12 protein-coding genes are annotated in these 17246 nt (G+C 71.9%); 2 read left to right on the top strand and 10 right to left on the bottom strand.

Annotated elements, in window-relative coordinates:
- Positions 1-197 precede the first annotated feature (197 nt).
- Both QFW77_RS01850 and QFW77_RS01855 read left to right on the top strand, forming a co-directional pair.
- Positions 198-698, top strand: a complete 501-nt coding sequence (locus tag QFW77_RS01850) for a hypothetical protein (RefSeq protein WP_280572504.1) — start codon at positions 198-200, stop codon at positions 696-698.
- Between the two features lie 19 nt (positions 699-717).
- The gene (locus QFW77_RS01855; protein ID WP_280572506.1) at positions 718-915 is read left to right on the top strand and encodes a helix-turn-helix transcriptional regulator; all 198 of its coding nucleotides are present in this window, start codon (positions 718-720) and stop codon (positions 913-915) included.
- A gap of 356 nt (positions 916-1271) precedes the next feature.
- On the opposite strand, the gene hslU is transcribed toward QFW77_RS01855, so the two are convergent.
- The 10 genes from hslU to QFW77_RS01905 form a co-directional block, all read right to left on the bottom strand.
- Positions 1272-2657 carry an ATP-dependent protease ATPase subunit HslU gene (hslU, locus tag QFW77_RS01860; RefSeq protein ID WP_280572507.1) on the bottom strand — a complete coding sequence of 462 codons (1386 nt, stop codon included), beginning with the start codon at positions 2655-2657 and terminating at the stop codon, positions 1272-1274.
- A gap of 134 nt (positions 2658-2791) precedes the next feature.
- Positions 2792-3343, bottom strand: a complete 552-nt coding sequence (hslV, locus tag QFW77_RS01865; RefSeq protein WP_280572508.1) for an ATP-dependent protease subunit HslV — start codon at positions 3341-3343, stop codon at positions 2792-2794.
- A 307-nt stretch (positions 3344-3650) separates the two neighbouring features.
- Positions 3651-8915 carry an autotransporter domain-containing protein gene (locus QFW77_RS01870; RefSeq protein WP_280572509.1) on the bottom strand — a complete coding sequence of 1755 codons (5265 nt, stop codon included), beginning with the start codon at positions 8913-8915 and terminating at the stop codon, positions 3651-3653.
- A 288-nt stretch (positions 8916-9203) separates the two neighbouring features.
- On the bottom strand, positions 9204-10124 hold the full coding sequence (gene xerC / locus QFW77_RS01875) for a tyrosine recombinase XerC (RefSeq protein WP_280572510.1): 921 nt from the start codon (positions 10122-10124) through the stop codon (positions 9204-9206).
- A complete protein-coding gene (locus QFW77_RS01880) occupies positions 10117-10791 on the bottom strand; it encodes a DUF484 family protein (protein ID WP_280572511.1) in 675 nt (224 codons plus the stop codon). The genes xerC and QFW77_RS01880 overlap by 8 nt, the downstream gene beginning before the upstream one ends.
- On the bottom strand, positions 10788-11645 hold the full coding sequence (gene dapF / locus QFW77_RS01885; protein ID WP_280572547.1) for a diaminopimelate epimerase: 858 nt from the start codon (positions 11643-11645) through the stop codon (positions 10788-10790). Before dapF ends, QFW77_RS01880 begins: the two co-directional genes overlap by 4 nt.
- Positions 11646-11649: 4 nt before the next feature.
- Positions 11650-12063, bottom strand: a complete 414-nt coding sequence (gene lptM, locus QFW77_RS01890) for an LPS translocon maturation chaperone LptM (RefSeq protein WP_280572512.1) — start codon at positions 12061-12063, stop codon at positions 11650-11652.
- A gap of 65 nt (positions 12064-12128) precedes the next feature.
- The gene (locus QFW77_RS01895) at positions 12129-12524 is read right to left on the bottom strand and encodes a YbaN family protein (RefSeq protein ID WP_280572513.1); all 396 of its coding nucleotides are present in this window, start codon (positions 12522-12524) and stop codon (positions 12129-12131) included.
- 261 nt (positions 12525-12785) lie between these two features.
- On the bottom strand, positions 12786-14933 hold the full coding sequence (locus QFW77_RS01900; protein ID WP_280572515.1) for a S9 family peptidase: 2148 nt from the start codon (positions 14931-14933) through the stop codon (positions 12786-12788).
- 79 nt (positions 14934-15012) lie between these two features.
- Complete coding sequence (locus QFW77_RS01905) at positions 15013-17121, bottom strand: prolyl oligopeptidase family serine peptidase (protein WP_280572516.1); 2109 nt, start codon at positions 17119-17121, stop codon at positions 15013-15015.
- Positions 17122-17246: the final 125 nt, after the last annotated feature.

Genomic DNA, 17246 nt, shown 5'->3' on the forward strand with positions numbered 1-17246 from the left:
AAAGGCGCTTCTCCACCGGGATGCAAACAACACTTGTCATCGGCGTGAATTGATGACAAGCTAGCTTTGCTTTTTGGGAAGCCTACGGTGCACGCACCAGCGCGCTCCTGGCCCGCCCGGCTTGGTTCCGCCTGTCCCCGCCCGACCTGTTGGGGGCGCTACCGCGCTGCCTCCAGGAATCGTCCTCCGCGCTCCGCTTGCAAAGGAAGACTCTCATGACACCCCACCCTCCCGGCAAGATCGGCCGGTCCGCGCTTTGGCTTTCGCCGGTCGTCGTCGTGGTCGCCGGTTTCTTTGCCGCGATCCCGTGGCTGAAACAGCAGGATGACGCGTTCGTCCTGGCGATGGCTGCCGCGGTCTCGATCTTCGTGATGGGCTACGCGCTTTTCGTATCGCACAAGATGCAGCGGTATCAGGACGAGATGCAGATCGCCGGCGCGGGATTCGCCAGCTCCCGTGGCTGGATCTGGGGCGCGATGGCGACGGTGGTGCTGCTGTTGCCGCCGCCGGCGACGAACTGGCTGATCGACCTGGCGAACACCCTGAGCACCGGATCGCCGGACACGCCCGATCGCGGCGCCGTGCAGCTGGCGCTGTTCTTCGGCCTCATCCTGGTGGTCCTCATGCAGCTGGGCGCCGTTCTGCTCGCCTCCGCGATCTGGCAGCGGCGCATGGAAGGACCAGGGGAACCGTCATGAGGTGCGGGCGAGTGTCGACATGAAGAACCGGATCCGCGTGCTGCGTGCCGAGAAGACATGGAGCCAGGCGGAACTGGCCGAGCGCGTCCGCGTCTCGCGCAACTCCATCAATGCGATCGAGAACGGCCGGTTCGATCCATCGCTGCCGCTCGCCTTCCGCATCGCCGACGCCTTCGGCCTCAGCGTGGAGGAGGTGTTCGACAAGACGGATGCCTGAACGATGGCGCTGGCGGCCCTCCGGGTCATCGCCCGGGTCCCTCAGGTTCGCCCGGCACGAAGGGCCACGAGATCCAGCGCAACCGCAGCCGCCGGATCCCCTCCTGCTATACCGGCCGCACCAGGGCCGCCACGCGGATGCGATGCACCACGGCTGCGCCCCGCGTTGATGATCGCGGTAAGGATATCGACGATTCCGGACGATCATTCGGCCGCGCCGGCTTTCGCGGCCATGGGCCGCTCCCACAGCGTGCATGCACGCTCCCACGGAAACCGGTTCGCCCCGCCTGTAGGAGCGGCCCATGGCCGCGAAGGCCGCGGGAGGCTCATGCGGGCTCGCGCGGCCGGCGGGCGCGGCTAGAGGATGTACCGGCTCAGGTCCGGATCCTCCACCAGCCCGCCCAGCTGCTGGTCGACGTAGGCGCGGTCGATGACCACGCTGTCGCTGCGGTCGGGGGCCTCGTAGCTGAGGGAGTCGAGCAGGCGTTCGAGCACGGTGTGCAGGCGGCGGGCGCCGATGTTCTCCTGGCGCTCGTTCACCTGCGCGGCGATCTCGGCCAGGCGCTCCACGGCCTCCGGCTCGAAGCGCAGCTGCACGCCCTCGGTCTTCATCAGCTCCACGTACTGCAGGGTGAGCGCGGCACGCGGCTCGGTGAGGATGCGCACGAAGTCGTCCTTGGTCAGCGCCGCCAGCTCCACCCGGATCGGGAAGCGGCCCTGCAGCTCCGGGATCAGGTCGCTGGGCTTTGCGACGTGGAAGGCGCCGGAGGCGATGAACAGGATGTGGTCGGTCTTGATCGAGCCGTACTTGGTGCTGACGGTGCTGCCTTCCACCAGCGGCAGCAGGTCGCGCTGCACGCCCTCGCGGCTGACGTCGCCGCCAATCGAGCCTGCTTCGCCACGCTTGGCGACCTTGTCGATCTCGTCGATGAAGACGATGCCGTGCTGCTCGCAGGCCTCGATGGCGGCCTCGCGCACGTCGTCCTCGTTGACCAGCTTGCCGGCCTCCTCCTCGATCAGCTGCGGGCGCGCGGCGCGGATGGTCAGGCGGCGCTTGTGGGTCTTGCTGCCGGCCAGGTTGGAGAACATCTGCCGCAGCTGCTGGCCCATTTCCTCCATGCCCGGCGGGGTCATGATGTCGACGCCGCTGTTGGCCGACAGTTCCAGCTCGATCTCGCGCTCGTCCAGCTCGCCGGCGCGCAGCTGGCGGCGCAGCTTCTGGCGGGTGTCGGACTCCTGCCGCGAGGGCTCGGCGCCGATGTCGACAGTGGCGGTCTGGGCGCTGAAGCCGAAGGTCTGCGGCGCGGATTCGCGGCGCGGCAGCAGCGCGTCGAGGATGCGGTCCTCGGCGCGCTCCTCGGCCTGGGTGCGGACCCGCTGCTTGGCCTGGGCGCGGAACATCTTGACCGCGGTGTCGGCCAGGTCGCGAACGATCTGCTCCACGTCCTTGCCGACGTAGCCGACCTCGGTGAAGCGGGTGGCCTCGACCTTCACGAAGGGCGCGTTGGCCAGGGTGGCCAGGCGCCGCGCGATCTCGGTCTTGCCCACGCCGGTGGGGCCGATCATCAGGATGTTCTTGGGCATCACCTCGTTGCGCAGCTCGTCGTCCAGCTGCATCCGCCGCCAGCGGTTGCGCAGCGCGATCGCCACCGCGCGCTTGGCCTGCTGCTGGCCGACGATGTGGCGATCGAGCTCCTGCACGATCTCGCGGGGGGTCATGGTTGAAGAGCCGCTATTGGTCATCAGGGGGGCCGTGATTCGGGATCGGTGATTCGGAAGTGGTGATTGGTCAGGAGCGTGCCGGGACGTGATCATCGGGTCGCTCTTGCGAACCAACGCTTTCAACAGCCGAATGGCTGCTCATCACGAATCCTGAATCACAGCTCCTCGACCACCACGTTGCGGTTGGTGTAGATGCACACGTCGCCGGCGATCTTCAGCGCCTCGATGGCGATGTCCTTCGCTTCCATGGTGGTATGGGTGTGCAGCGCGCGCGCGGCGGACAGCGCGTAGGGGCCGCCGGAGCCGATCGCGACCAGGCCGTCCTCGGGTTCGATCAGGTCCCCTGTGCCGCTGATGATCAGCGAGGTCTCGCGGTCGGCCACCGCCAGCAGCGCCTCGAGCTTGCCGAACCGGCGCTCGGTGCGCCAGTCCTTGGCGAATTCCACGGCCGCGCGCAGCAGCTGGCCGTGCTTCTCCAGCTTGGTCTCGAACAGTTCGAACAGGGTGAAGGCGTCGGCGGCCGCGCCGGCGAAGCCGGCCAGGATCTGGCCGTCCTTGCCGAGGCGGCGCACCTTGCGAGCGTTGGATTTCATCACGGTGTTGCCCAGGGTGACCTGGCCGTCGCCGGCGATGGCGACGCGCTCGCCGCGGCGCACCGAGACGATGGTGGTGGCGTGGAAGACGTCGGGGTGGCGGCTGGGATCCATGGGCGCTCCGGGGGTCGAATCCCCTGTGTGGGGGCCGAACCGGGCCGGGGCAAGGGTGGCGGCTGGCGGCGGCGCGAAAGCGGTGTGCCGCGGACCTCAAGTCCGTAGGCGCGGCCCATGGCCGCGAAGGCCACGTGAGCGGCGGCCTGGGCGGCGGTGATATCCGGTGGTGCGGCGTTCGCGGGATCGCCGGCGGCGCCGGCTTTCGCGTACATGGCACGCACCTGCGGGGAAGGCACACCCTCTTGCTGCGAGGCGGCCGCCCGGTGCGAGTCCGGTGCGACCGCCTTCCCCCGGCCGCGGCCGGCTACCAGCGCCAGCGCATGCCGGCGCCGATGCTGGCGGCGTCGAAGTCGTCGCCGGCCTGGTAGTCCAGGTCGACGAAGAGGTCGAGCGTGTCGCGGCTTGCCTGCAGGCCCACGCCGAGCAGGGCACGGTCCTCCGGCACGGTGACGCCGCGGGTGCGGAAGCCGGCATCCGGCGCGCCGGCCAGGGCGACGTCGAACTCCGCGTGCAGGTCGCCGAAGGTGTGCAGCCAGCGCGCCTGCGCGGTCGGCGCCAGGCGCCAGGCGCCGCCGCCGAACGCGCCGCTCCAGCGCAGGCCAAGGCCCGCCACGGTGCGCTCGACGTTGTGCGCGCTGCCCACCAGGCCCAGCGCATCGGCGCCGCTCTCGCGGAAGCCCTCGGTGGACAGCAGGCTCCATTCCGCGCTCAGCAGCGGCTGCAGCAGGCCGCCACCCACTGGGTAGTTCAGGCCGGCCTCGACGTGGGTGGCGAAACGATGCATGCCGTAGTCGCTGCTGGCTCGGTGGCCGATGTCGCCAACCTGGATCAGACGCGAGACCTCGCTGTCCCACCAGGCGTAGCTGGTGGCCACGTCCAGGTACGCCCGCTCACCCTGCACGCTGGTGTAGAGCGCGATGTTCTTCGCGTCGGCTTCGCCGCCGTCGCCGTCGCGGAAGTCGGCGTCGACCTTCAGCGTGTTGAGGCTGGCGCCGACCAGCCACGACTCGCCGGCCCAGGCGTCGACGCCGGCCGCCACGCCGTACAGCTCGAGGTGCGCGCCGTGGGCGTTGCCGTCGCCATCCAGTTCGCTGCCCGAGCCATAGGCGCGCACCCAGGTGCCCCCGCGCAGCCGCTCCGCGCCCACCGCCTCGCGGCGCTCGGCCAGGCGACGCGCCACGGTGCGGCCGTACAGCGCGTGCCCTTCCAGCATCATCCCGGCGAAACTGGCGTGGGCTTCGCCGGAGAGCCGGTCGAAGCCGGCCCGCGCCCGCTCCAGGGTGAGCGTGGTCACCTCGGTCAGGACCGCCTCCATCGCCGGCGTGAGGTCGCCGCGCTCGCCGATCGCGTCGAGCGCGCCGGCGACGCGGCACTGATTGAGGCTGCCGTCGCCGCAGACGATGTCGAAGTCCACGTCGCTGCGGGCGACGTCCAGGTACGCGTGGTTGGCGTCGTAGGCCAGCGACAGGTCGAGGAACGGCAGGTCCTGCTCGAACGCATCGAAGCTGCCGCTCAGGCCGCCGGCCGCGTCGATCAGGGTGTAGCGGGTGCCGCCGGCGTACTGCCCCGGCGCCTTCGCCACCTCGACCAGGCCGCCTTCGAGCGTCGCGCTGCCCGCCACGTCTAGCAGGTCGGCGCTGCCGCCGGGTTCGATCTCGACCGCGAGCACGGCGCCTGCGCGATGCACGTAGTCCCCGGCCAGGGTGAGCGTGCCGATCGAGTCGCCGGCCGCCACGGTGCCGGCGTTGTCCACGCTGCCGAGGGTGCCGGTACCGCCGAGCAGCGCGCCGCTGGCAACGGCGAGCGTACCGCCCAGCGTGCCGTCGATCCGCAGCGCGCCCGCCTCCAGGCTACCTGTGCCGGCGAAGGCACCGCTGTCGCCGGTCAGCACCAGGGTGCCATCGCCGCGCTTGGCGAGCGCACCGTTGCCGGAAAGGTCGCCGTCGAAGGCGAAGCTGTCGCCGCGATCGAACACGAAGCCGGCGCCGCCGGCGATGTGCACGTCGCCTGCCAGGCTGCCGACGCTGCCGCCATCGCCGAGGCGCAGGGTGCCGGCCTCGACGGTGGTGCCGCCGGCATGGGTGGCATCGCCGCGCAGCGTGAGGGTACCGGCGCCGGTCTTGCGCAGCGCGCCGGTGCCGGCGATGTTGCCGGTCAACGCCAGGTCGGGGCCGGCGTCGAAGGTGCCACCGCCTGCCAGCAGCGCCACATTGCGATCGCTGGCGAACGCGGCGCCGGTGCGCAGCACGCCACCGTCCATGGTCAGCGCGGCGGACGCGTGGCCGAGGCTGGCGTCGGTGGAGACCTGAAGCGCCCCTGCTTCGATTCGGGTGCCGCCGGCATGGGTGTTGGCGCCCGCCAGCGTGAGCGTGCCGGCGCCGGTCTTGGTCAATGTGCCGGCACCGCCGATCGTGCCGGAAAGCGCCAGGTCGGCATCGGTCTGCAGCACGCCGCCTTCGGCGTCGAGCGCGATGTCGCGCGCGCTGTCGAAGGCGGCGGTGTTGCGCAGGGTGCCGCCGTCGAAGCGCAGACCGCCCGAGGCGGCGCCGAGGTTGGCGTCGGACGACACCTGCAGGGTGCCGCGGTCGATGCGGGTGCCGCCGGCATAGGTGTTGGCAGCCGACAGCACCAGGGTGCCGGTATCGGTCTTGACCAGGCCACCGCTGCCGGCGATCGGCGTGCCGATCGCGGCGGTGACGCCGGGGTCGACGCGGATCACCGTGGCTGCATCGTCCACGCGCAGTGCGCCGCCGGTGCCGGCGGCCAGGGTGTAGTCGGCCATGAACTGCGCGCCGCCGATCGCCTGTTCGCCCTCCACCGTGACCGTGCCGGCGCTGCCGCCGAACACCGCGAACACGCCGTCGTCCCAAAGCCCGTTGAGGGCGCCGCCGGCATCGGTCCAGTTGCCGTCGGCGGCGTTCCAGGCGCCGTCGCCGCCGTCCACGGCGCCGTTGTTGTGGCCGCTGGCGTCGGCCCCGTCCCAGAACGACAGCACCATCCCGGCGCTGTTGACCAGGTTCACCTGGCCGCCGATCGCGGTCTGCAGGAACAGGTCCTGCGGGTCGGTGCCGCCCGGCAGCAGGCCGAGATCCAGCCCGTTGTCGGTCAGCGCGCCGCCGTAGTCCATCAGCCGGTACACGCCGGCGCCGAAGCCGCCGATGTCGGTGACGTCGAGGGTGCCGTCGAGGACGAGGTCGCCGTCGATCGCGATCAGGTCGTTGACGCCGCCGCCGACCACGCCGGCCTGGCCGAGTTCGTAGTCGAGGATCGCGCCGGAAGAGAGTGTCAGCGAACCGAGCGTGAGCGTGCCGGCGCTGGAGCCCGGCGCCAGGACACCGCCGTCCTGCACGAGCACGCCGCCGCCGATCGCGCCGGAGCCGCCGAGGGTGGCGCCGCCGTGCACCGTGGTGGTCATGTTCCCCAGCGAACCCTCCACCAGCAGGGTGCCGCCCGCCACGTTCGCCGCGCCGCCGGCATCGCCGGCGCCGGTCAGGATGGTGGTACCGGCCAGCTGCTCGAGCGTGCCGTTGCCGCCGATCGCGGCGTCGAAGGCGTAGCCGCTGCCGGTATGGTTGAAGACGATCGTGCCGCTGCCGGCGCCCAGTTCCACCGTCGCGGCATCGAGCGTCCCGGCGGCGGCGGCCGGATCGCCGGCGGCCGCGCCGAGGACGAGGGTGCCGGAAGAACCGGCCACGTCGGCGAGAACCATCGCACCGCCGACCTGGACGGTGCCGCCGTCGGCCAGGGTCAGCGCGCCGTTGCCGCTGCTGCCGACCACCAGGTCCACCGAGGTACTCCATGACGAGCCGGCGCCGCGAACCAGCGCGCTGCCGCTCCCAGTGGCCTCGGCGCCGAGGATGCCGTCGATGCCCGACACCGTTCCGCCCTGCTCGACCAGCAGCGTGCCCTCGCCTGCGCGGCCGATCTCCAGCGAGTTGCCAAGGTTCCAGTTCGCGCCCGCCCCGCCGACCGTCACCGTGCCCGAGGCGCCCGCGAAGCGCCCGAGGATGCCGCTGGCGCTCGCCACGCTCCCGTCCGTCACGTCCACGCTGCCGGTGCCTCCCACCCCGACGAACAGGTTGCCGGTCATGTTCCAGGCCGAGCCCGCTCCGCTGACGGTGACCTCGCCCTGCCCGCCCGCGCCGTTGCCGACCAAGCCCTCGTCGCTGGCGACCTCCGCGCCGTTGCCGATCGCCAGGGTGCCGCTGCCGGCATGGCCGACGACGAAGGAATCGACGCCCCCGGCCTGGGTCAGCAACGAACCGCTGCCGTCGAGGCTCAAGGAACCCAGCGCACCGGCGTTCGCACCGAGCAACACGGCGCCCACCTGGACGGTCGCGCCGGTGTCGACACCCAGGGCGCCGGTGCCGCTGAGGCCGATGGTCAGGCCGTTCGCGGCGACCAGGCTGCTGGCATTGCCGGCGACCGTGGCGGTGCCTTCGCCCCCCGCCGTCTCGCCGAGTACGATGGAGTTCGCCGAGGCGCTACCGCCGGTGTCCACCGCCAGGCTGCCGATGCCGGCCTGGCCGACGATCAGCTGGCCCGCCGATGCGAGGCTGCCGCCAGTGGTCACCGATGCTTCGCCCTGCACGCCGGCGAGCGAGCCGAAGGTGGCGACGTCCGCCTCGACCGCGCCGCCGTCCTGGATGTGCAGCTCGCCGGCGCCGCCGCTGCCGACCACCAGTGCGCTGGTGTCCCACAGCGTGCCCGGTCCGGTGACCGTGGCCGTGCCCGAGGAGCCGGCGGCGTTGCCCAGGTACCCCAGCGTGCTTTCGATCCGGCCGCCCCCGCCGAGCAGCAGGGTGCCGCTGCCGCCGTAGCCGACCACGACGGCGCCGCTGGTCGCCAGCGAGCCTGCGCCGTCCACCACCAGGGTGCCGTCGCCGGCTGCGAGCGCGCCGACCGCGAGCAATTGCTGCGCATCGACGCGGCCGCCATTGGTCACCTCGAGACGTCCGGTGCCGCTGCTGCCGATCTGGATCTGCGGACTATCAGGGCCAGTCACGAGCCAGGCAGCGCCCGCGCCGTCCACCGACACCAGCCCGTTGGACCCGGCGCCGTTGCCGATGACGCCGTAGCCGCTGGCCAGCGTTCCACCGCTGTGGATGGCGAGCCGCCCGCTCCCGGTCGAGCCCACCACGACCTCGGCAGCGGTGGCCGCGCCGGCCGCGATCTCGGTCGCGTTGGGCGCCGTGGTGTCGATGACCGCCTGCCCGCCGGCAGGCACGGTGCCCTCCTGCCAGTTGTCGGGGTCGAACCAGTCGCTGGAAATGGTGCCTGTCCACGATTGCGCCATGAGCGGCCCCGCCGTGCCCGCCGCGAGCAGCGCGGCGGCGGCCAGGGCCAGCGGCCGCGCGCGGCGCGGCGCGGCCGGGCGGCGGACTTCCAGGGCGATGGCCTGCGCCAGCGGATGTGCACGGTGTCCTTTCGATGCGCGGCGGCAGGCGCGCGAGGCGCCCTGGCAGTGCTGCATGGCAATGTCCCCGAGATTGGATTGGATGGTGGAACCGATGGCGCGAGATCGCCCCTGCGCCGGTGCCGCCGGCACGCCGCCGACGGCGCGTGCCATGCCCGCTGCGGGCGGACGGCGGCGATGGGTTTTTACCACACCTGCGCGGCGCCCCTGCGCGTCGGCCATGCCGCAGACGCGGATCGTTGCCGCGAAGCCACGAAGACCGCATGGGCCGCGCGGGGGCGAACGCGCGGCCGCGGCGATGTCGTGTAGGAGCTGCCCATGGCCGCGAAGGCCGCGAGAGTGTCGGCCGATCGGTGGTGGATATCCGGTGGTGCGGCGTTCGCGGGATCACCGGCGGCGCCGGCTTTCGCGTGCATGGCACGCCCCTACGGGGGCGAAGCTTCAGGATTTCTCGGGCTTGCGCCGGGCGCGCGGGTGCGCGGCGTCGTAGACCTTGGCCAGATGCTGGAAGTCGAGGTGGGTGTAGATCTGGGTGGTGGCGATGTCGGCGTGGCCGAGCAGTTCCTGCACCCCGCGCAGGTCGCCGGAGGATTCGAGCACGTGGCTGGCGAAGCTGTGCCGCAGCAGGTGCGGATGCACGCGCTTGAACAGGCCCTGGCGCTGCGCCAGCAGGCGCAGGCGCAGCTGCACCGCGCGCGGGGTGATGGGGCCGCCGCCGCGGCCGGGGAACACCGGCGCATCCGCCGCCGCGCCGGTCTCGGCCCGCCACTCCGCCAGCGCTCGGCGCGCGTGCGAGCCGACCGGCACGCTGCGCTGCTTGCTGCCCTTGCCGAGCACCGTGACCAGGCCGTCGTCGAGCTGCAGGTCGCGCCAGCGCAGCGCGCACAGCTCGGCCAGGCGCAGGCCCGAGGAATAGAACAGTTCGAGGATGGCGCGGTCGCGCAGGCCCAGCGGCACGTCGGTGGGCACTTCCACCAGCGCCTTGGCCTCGTCCGGGTCCAGCACCTGCGGGAGCTTGCGCGCGGCCTTGGGCGCGCGGATGCCGGCGCTCGGGTCGGCCTGGATGCGGCCGTGCCGGAGCAGCCAGCGGTAGAAGCTGCGACAGGCGGACAGGCGCCGCTGCAGGCTCTTGGGCGCGAGGCCGCGGCGATGCTCGGCGGCGATGAAGGCGCGCACGCCGGCATTGTCGATCCGCGCCGGCTCGGCGATGCCCTGCCCCTGCGCCCAGGCGGCGAACGCGCGCAGGTCGCGGCGGTAGGCGTCGAGGGTGTGGGGGGAGGTGCGCTTCTCGACCTCCAGGTGACGAAGGAAGTCGATGACTTCGGGGGCGGCGACCGCCGCGGGTGGCGCGAGCTCAGCCATCGAACCGGCGCAGCGCGGCGGCGAAGGCCTCGCCCATCATCCGCAGGAACAGCGTGCCCATGCCGGGATAGAAGCGGTTCGGTTCGCGGCTGCCCACCGCCACCAGGCCGATGCCCTCGATCGGCAGCAGCGCGCTCGACTGCACCTCGTCCACGCGCGGGCCGTACAGCAGCGCCTGCTTGTCCGGGTGCAGGCGGCCGCACAGCGGCTCGCCGCTCTTCAGGCAGTCGCCGAACGGCTGCAGCAGGCGGTCGTCGCGCGGCACCACCTGCAGCCATTCGGCATCGTCCAGGCCCGGCACCGGCGCGAACAGCACGATGCGCACCAGGTCGCCGCTGAAGTCCTCGGCCAGCGACGCGGCCATCGCCCGCACGCTGGCGGCGGCGCTGTCCTGGCGCATCAGCGCCAGGGTGAGCTGGTGAGTGCGCACCGCCAGCCGCTCGTTCTCCTGCGAGACCGCGTAGAGGTCCTGCAGCCGCCGCGACAGCTCGCGGTTCTTGTCGCGCAGCACCTCCAGCTGGTAGCTGGCCAGCGAGGCGGCCGGGCCGTCCTCGCGCGGCACCACCAGGCTCAGCGCCAGGTCCGGGAACTGCTGCAGGAACTTCGGGTGGCGCCGCAGCCATGCGGCGATCTCGTGGGCGCCGATCTTCTCCACGGTGCTGCTCATGCGTTCCATACCCCCTCGAAGACGAATGCGGCCGGTCCGGCCATGGTGATCTCGGCGCCGCCGCCGGGCCAGGCGATACCCAGCGCGCCGCCGGGCAGTTCGACCTCGACGCTGCGGCCGACGCGGCCGCGCCGCATCAGCACCGCGGCGGCCGCGCAGGCGCCGCTGCCGCAGGCGCGGGTCTCGCCGACGCCGCGCTCGTACACGCGCAGGCGGATGCGGTCCGGCCCGAGCACCTGGGCGAAGCCGACGTTCACCGATTCCGGGAACGCACCGCTCGCCTGCAGCGCCGCGCCGATCCGGCCGACCGGCGCGATGTCGACATCGTCGACTTCGATCACCGCGTGCGGATTGCCCATCGACACCGCGCCGAAACGCACGGGGGCGCCGTCGAGCGCGAGGGCGTAGTCGTCGGCCGGCTCGAAGCCGCGCAGCGGCAGCGCCGCCGGGGCGAAGTCCGGCACGCCCATGGCGATGCGCAGGCGCCCGTCGTCCAGGCGCTCGACCGCGTGGGTGCCGGCGGGGCTGTCCAGCGCGAACCGCGGCGCGCGCGCGGCGCCGTCGCGCAGCAGCCAGGCGGCCACGCAGCGCGCACCGTTGCCGCACTGCTGCGAGGCGCTGCCGTCGGCGTTCCAGATGCGGTAGGCGGCCACCGCTGCAGCGCTGCGCGCGGGTTCGAGGGTCAGGATCTGGTCGCAGCCGACGCCGGCGTGGCGGTCGGCCAGGGCGCGGCACAGCGCCGGCGTGGGCGCCGCGGCGCCACTGCGCAGGTCGAGCACCACGAAATCGTTGCCGGCACCGTGCATCTTGGAGAAACGCAGCCCCGAACCGGCGCGCGGCGTGCCTTCGGCCATCGGCTCAGCCGCCGTCACCGTCGTCGTCTTTGGCATTGCCGGCGTCATCGGGGTCGTCGCCCTCGGCGGGCGCGCCGCTACCGTCGGCGCCGACGGGCACGGTGCCCGCCGGCGGGGACGGCGTGGCCGCCGCGCCGGCGCCGGTGCCACCGGTGGCGGGGGAGCCCTCGTCCGCCTCGATGCCGGGCGGCGGCAGCGGCAGCGGCTCGGCGGTCGGCACGGTGCCGTCCGCGTCGGGCGCGGGGGCCCCCTCGTCCGTGGCGGGCGTCGCCTGGTCGGCACCGGTGGCGTCCGGGCTCGCGGCTTCCGCTTCGCCTTCGGTTTCCGGCGGCGGCGGACGGAACAGGTCGGCCTTGTTGCCGCAGGCGGCGAGCAGCAGCGCGGACAGCAGCAGGGCGAGCGAGATGCGTGCGTTCATGGCCGGCAGTCTAGCGCGCGGCGGCCGCGAAGACGACGCCGGCGCGGCTGGGGCGAAGGTCCGGCTCAGCGCGCCGGCGGCTCCGGGCGCAGCCACAGCCAGGTGCCGACGATCGCCATGCAGGCGATCGGCAGGGCGGTCATCCACCAGCGGTGCGCGGGGTTGAGCGGTAGCAGGATCGCCAGCAACACCGCGCAGATCGCCATGGTCGCCAGCGCGAGCCGCTTGCTGCGGCGGGCGACCGCGCCGTGGCGGCGCCAGTCGCGGATCATCGGCCCGAAGTGCGGGTGCGCCAGCAGCCGGCGCTGCAGCCGCCGCGAGCCGCGCGCCGCGGCCCAGGCGGCCACCAGGATGAAGGGCGTGGTCGGCAGGCCGGGCAGGATCACCCCGAGCAGGCCCAGCCCCAGGCTGACATAGGCCAGCAGCCACCAGGCCCAGCGGAAGCGGATGCGCCGGGACATGCCGGCATGATATCCGCCGCCGCGCATCGGGCGGGCACCCCGACGGCAACACATGCACCGGTTAGGCCGCATTCCCTGCAGGAGCGTGCCATGCACGCGAAGGCCGGCGCGGTCGGCCATGCCGGGGATCGCCGCCCACCCGATCGGAGCCTGCCGCGGCCTTCGCGGCCATGGGCCGCTCCTCCGGGGGAGCGGCCATCGAGCGGTCGCTGCCGCTGCGGTGCGTGGCGGCGTGCCGCGCACCTGCCGGGCAGGCCGGCCTCAGTTCGCGCCGAGGCGGTCGACCAGGAAGGCGTACATCTCGGACAGCTCGCGGTAGCGGCGAAAGCGGCCGGACTTGCCGCCGTGGCCCGCGTCCATGTTGGTGCGGAACACCACGGTGCCCTCGCCGGTGTTGAGGTCGCGCAGGCGGGCGACGTACTTGGCCGGCTCCCAGTACTGCACCTGCGAGTCCCACAAACCGGTGCCGATGAACATGGCCGGATAGGCCTGGGCCTTCAGGTTGTCGTACGGCGAATACGAGAGCATGTACTGGTAGTAGTCGGCCTGTTCCGGGTTGCCCCACTCGTCGTATTCGTTGGTGGTCAGCGGAATGCTGGGGTCGAGCATGGTGGTGACCACGTCGACGAACGGCACCTGCGACAGGATCACCGCGTACTTCTCCGGCGCCATGTTCGCCACCGCGCCCATCAGCAGGCCGCCGGCGCTGCCGCCGTAGGCGGCGACGCGGTCCTTCGCCGCGTAGCCCTCGCCCACCAGGAAATCGGTGACGTCGATGAAGTCGGTGAAGGTGTTGATCTTGTTGAACAGCTTGCCGTCGTCGTACCACTTGCGGCCCATCTCCTGGCCGCCGCGGATGTGGGCGATGGCGTAGACCATGCCGCGGTCCAGCAGGCTGACCACGGTCTGGTTGAAGCCCGGGTCCATCGAGGCGCCGTAGCTGCCGTAGGCGTACTGCAGCAGCGCGGCGCTGCCGTCCTTCTCGTAGCCCCTGCGGTAGACCAGCGACACCGGGATCCGGGTGCCGTCGCGGGCCTCGGCCCAGACCCGCTCGGTGACGTAGCGTTCCGGATCGTAGCCGGGCACCGGCTGGCGCTTGAGCTCGCGGCGCTCGCCGGTGGCGACGTTCAGCTCGTAGGTGGTCGCCGGGGTGGTCAGCGAGGTGTAGCCGTAGCGCACCCATTCGGTGTCCGCCTCGGAGTTGACGCTCAGGCCCATCGAATAGGCGGGCTCGTCGGCGCGCACGTACTCCTCGCTGCCGCCGGGCTTGATCAGCCGCACCCGCTCCAGGGCGTTGGAGCGCTCCTCGACCGCGGTGAAGCCGTCGAACAGCTCGAAGCCCTCGATGAACACCTCGTCGCTGTGCGCCAGCCATTCCTGCCACTGATCGCGCGAGCGCGCGTCGGTGGGGGCGGTCATCAGCTTGAAGTTGGGCGCATCCTGGTTGGTGCGCACCACCCAGCGGCCGCCGTGGTGGTCGGCGTCGTACTCGACGTCGCGCTGGCGCGGGGCGAACACCGCGAACTCGCGCGGGTCGGCGGCGGGCGCGCAGCGCATCTCCGATGAAACGGTGCTCTCGACCTGGATGCAGACGAAGGCGTCGTCGCGGGTGCGGCCGATGCCCATGTAGAAGCTGTCGTCGGCCTCCTCGTAGACCAGCACGTCCTCGGACACCGGGGTGCCGACCACGTGCTTCTTGACCCGCTTGGTCAGCAGGGTCTCGGGGTCGTTCTCGATGTAGAACAGGGTGCGGTTGTCGTCGGCCCACACCACGTTGGCGGACACCCCGGGGATGGCGTCCTCCAGCACCTCGCCGGTCGCCAGGTTCTTGAAGCGCACGGTGTACTGGCGGCGGCCGCTGGTGTCGTCGGCGTAGGCCAGCATGGTGTTGTCCTGGCTGACCTGCCAGTCGCCGACGCTGTAGTAGTCCTTGCCCTCGGCCAGCTGGTTGACCTCGAGCAGGATCTGTTCGCCGGTGGTGTCGCCGGCCTCGTTGGCGCGCTGGATCGAGGCCGCGTCCACGCCTTCGCCATCGCGGCGCCGGGCGTGGATCGGGTAATCGCGGCCGGTCTCGTAGCGGGTGTAGTACCACCAGCCGCGCTCGCGGTACGGCACCGAGCTGTCGTCCTGCTTGACCCGGCCGACGATCTCCTCGTACAGCGCCTCGCGCAGCGGCTCCAGCGGCGCCATCACCGCGTCGACATAGGCGTTCTCGGCCTCGAGGTAGGCGATCACGTCCTTGTCCTGGCGGGCGTCGTCGCGCAGCCAGTAGTACTCGTCGTCGCGCACCGCGCCGTGCGGGGCCTGGACCCTGTGCTCGCGCTTCTCGGCGTCTGGCGGGGCGGGCGTGTCGGTGGCGATCGCTTGTTGGGTCATCAGCAGCGCGGCAAGGAGGAAGGAGGTCTTCATGGATGGGGCCCGGAGGTGCTGAACGCAATGGAGGACCCACCGGCGGGCGCCGGCGGGCGTGGCGGGGGCGGGCGCGACATCAATCGCCCAGCTGCTGCCACAGGAAGGTGAAGTACAGCGCGTCCATGTGCGCGGCCTGCCTGTTGTTGGCGGAGCCGCCGTGGCCGCCCTCGATGTTCTCGTAGTAGCGCACGTCCTTTCCGGCCCCGGCCATCTTCGCCATCATCTTGCGGGCATGGCCGGGGTGCACGCGGTCGTCGCGGGTGGAGGTGAGCAGCAGGGTCGGCGGGTAGTCCACCGCGGGGTCGAACAGGTGGTAGGGCGAGAAGGTGCGGATGTATTCCCACTCCTCGGGGACGTCGGGGTTGCCGTACTCGGCCATCCACGAGGCCCCCGCCAGCAGCTTGTGGTAGCGCTGCATGTCCAGCAGCGGCACCTGGATCACCACCGCGCCGAACAGCTCCGGGTAGCGGGTCAGCATGTTGCCGGTGAGCAGGCCGCCGTTGCTGCCGCCGCGGATGCCCAGCCGCTGCGGCGAGGTCACGCCGCGTTCGATCAGGTCGCGCGCCACCGCGGCGAAGTCCTCGTAGGCCTTGTGACGGTTGGCCTTCAGCGCGGCCTGGTGCCAGCGCGGGCCGTACTCGCCGCCGCCGCGGATGTTGGCCACCGCATAGGTGCCGCCCCGCTCCAGCCAGCCCTTGCCGGTGCCGCCGGAATAGCCGGGGGTGAGCGAGATCTCGAAGCCGCCGTAGCCGTACAGCAGGGTCGGGTTGTCGCCGTCGAGCTCCAGGTCCTTCGGACGCACCAGGAAATACGGCACCCGGGTGCCGTCCTCGGAGGTGGCGAAATGCTGTTCGATGGCGTGGCTGGAGGCGTCGAAGAACGCCGGCATGGTCTTCAGCCGCTCCGGCCGTTCGCCGATCTCGGCCAGCGACAGGGTGCTGGGGGTGAGATAGTCGGTGACCGTCAACCACACCGCGTCGGACTCGACGTCGTCCACCGCCGAGACCGCGACCGTGCCGAACTCCGGCGCGCCGGCGAACGCGCTGCGGGTCCAGCCGTCGGCGCCGGGGGTCAGCACCGTGAGCCGGTTCTTGACGTCGTCGAGCACGTTGAGCACGGCGTGGTGGCGGGTCCAGGTGACGCCGGCCAGAGAGGTGGTCGGGCTGGGCTCGAACAGCACGTCGAACTCGCGGCCGCCGGCCATGAACGCGTCCAGGCGCGTGACCAGCAGGGAACCGGCCGGGTACTCGCGCCCGCCGACCGCCCACGGTTCGCGCAGCTCCAGGGTGAGCCATTCGCGGTGGATGTTCTTGCTGGCAGAGTTGGGCACGTCGATCTTGGTCAACCCGCCGTCTTCGCCGCGCAGGTAGAGCTCGTCGTTGTAGAAGGCGATGGTGCGGCTGACCAGGTCGCGCTCGAAGCCCGGGGTGTGGTCGCGGACCGCGGCGATGTACATGTCGCCGGGCTCTCCCTCGTAGACCACTTCGGCCTGCGCCAGCGGGGTGCCGCGGCGCCACTGCTTGACGATGCGCGGATAGCCCGAGCTGGTCAGGCTGCCTTCGCCGAAATCGGTGTAGACGTAGACGTTGTCGCGGTCGATCCACTGCAGGCCGCCCTTGGCCTCGGGGCGGAAGAAGCCGTCCTCGACCCAGTCCTTCGCGGCGAGATCGAACTCGCGGGTGACGTCGGCATCGGCGCCGCCGCGCGAGAGCGCGATCAGGCAGCGCTGGTAGTCCGGGCGCAGGCAGTCGGCGCCGTGCCAGACCCAGTTCTCGCCCTCGGCGGCGTTGAGCGCGTCGAGGTCGAGCAGCAGTTCCCACTGCGGCTGGGGCTTGCGGTATTCCTTGAGGGTGGTGCGGCGCCAGATGCCGCGCTCGTGGTCCTTGTCGCGCCAGAAGTTGTAGTAGTAGTCCCCCATCTTCTCGACGGCGGGGATGCGCTCGTCGGAGTCGTAGATGACCAGCAGCTCGGCCTCCAGCGCCTTGAAGCCGGGCGTGTCGGCCAGCTCGGCCTCGGTCTTCGCGTTCTGTTCCCGCACCCAGTCGAGGGCCTTTTCGCCCTCCACCTCCTCGAGCCATTGGTACGGGTCGGTCATCTCGGCCTCCTGCGGCTGGGCGGCGGCGGGACCGGCGGCCAGGCCGAGGGCCAGGCCAACGGCCAGGCAGAGGGGCGGCAGTTTCGGCATCGGGGGCTCCGCAAACGGTTTCGGCTGAAACCGCGAACGCTAGCACAGCCACCGGCGCGCCACGCCGTGCCGGTGGTCCTGGCCGGACTCAGGCGGCGCGCGGCAGCCGCGGGCGCGCCGCCGGG

The organism is Luteimonas endophytica (genome assembly GCF_029887875.1).
GTDB classification, from domain to species: domain Bacteria; phylum Pseudomonadota; class Gammaproteobacteria; order Xanthomonadales; family Xanthomonadaceae; genus Luteimonas; species Luteimonas endophytica.

Excerpts from the sequence above, each read along its gene's own strand:
- QFW77_RS01855 (WP_280572506.1), top strand. The coding sequence starts at position 718 with ATGAAGAACCGGATCCGCGTGCTGCGTGCCGAGAAGACATGGAGCCAG.
- hslU (WP_280572507.1), bottom strand. The coding sequence starts at position 2,657 with ATGACCAATAGCGGCTCTTCAACCATGACCCCCCGCGAGATCGTGCAG.
- hslV (WP_280572508.1), bottom strand. The coding sequence starts at position 3,343 with ATGGATCCCAGCCGCCACCCCGACGTCTTCCACGCCACCACCATCGTC.
- QFW77_RS01870 (WP_280572509.1), bottom strand. The coding sequence starts at position 8,915 with ATGGCACGCGCCGTCGGCGGCGTGCCGGCGGCACCGGCGCAGGGGCGA.
- xerC (WP_280572510.1), bottom strand. The coding sequence starts at position 10,124 with ATGGCTGAGCTCGCGCCACCCGCGGCGGTCGCCGCCCCCGAAGTCATC.
- QFW77_RS01880 (WP_280572511.1), bottom strand. The coding sequence starts at position 10,791 with ATGAGCAGCACCGTGGAGAAGATCGGCGCCCACGAGATCGCCGCATGG.
- dapF (WP_280572547.1), bottom strand. The coding sequence starts at position 11,645 with ATGGCCGAAGGCACGCCGCGCGCCGGTTCGGGGCTGCGTTTCTCCAAG.
- lptM (WP_280572512.1), bottom strand. The coding sequence starts at position 12,063 with ATGAACGCACGCATCTCGCTCGCCCTGCTGCTGTCCGCGCTGCTGCTC.
- QFW77_RS01895 (WP_280572513.1), bottom strand. The coding sequence starts at position 12,524 with ATGTCCCGGCGCATCCGCTTCCGCTGGGCCTGGTGGCTGCTGGCCTAT.
- QFW77_RS01900 (WP_280572515.1), bottom strand. The coding sequence starts at position 14,933 with ATGAAGACCTCCTTCCTCCTTGCCGCGCTGCTGATGACCCAACAAGCG.
- QFW77_RS01905 (WP_280572516.1), bottom strand. The coding sequence starts at position 17,121 with ATGCCGAAACTGCCGCCCCTCTGCCTGGCCGTTGGCCTGGCCCTCGGC.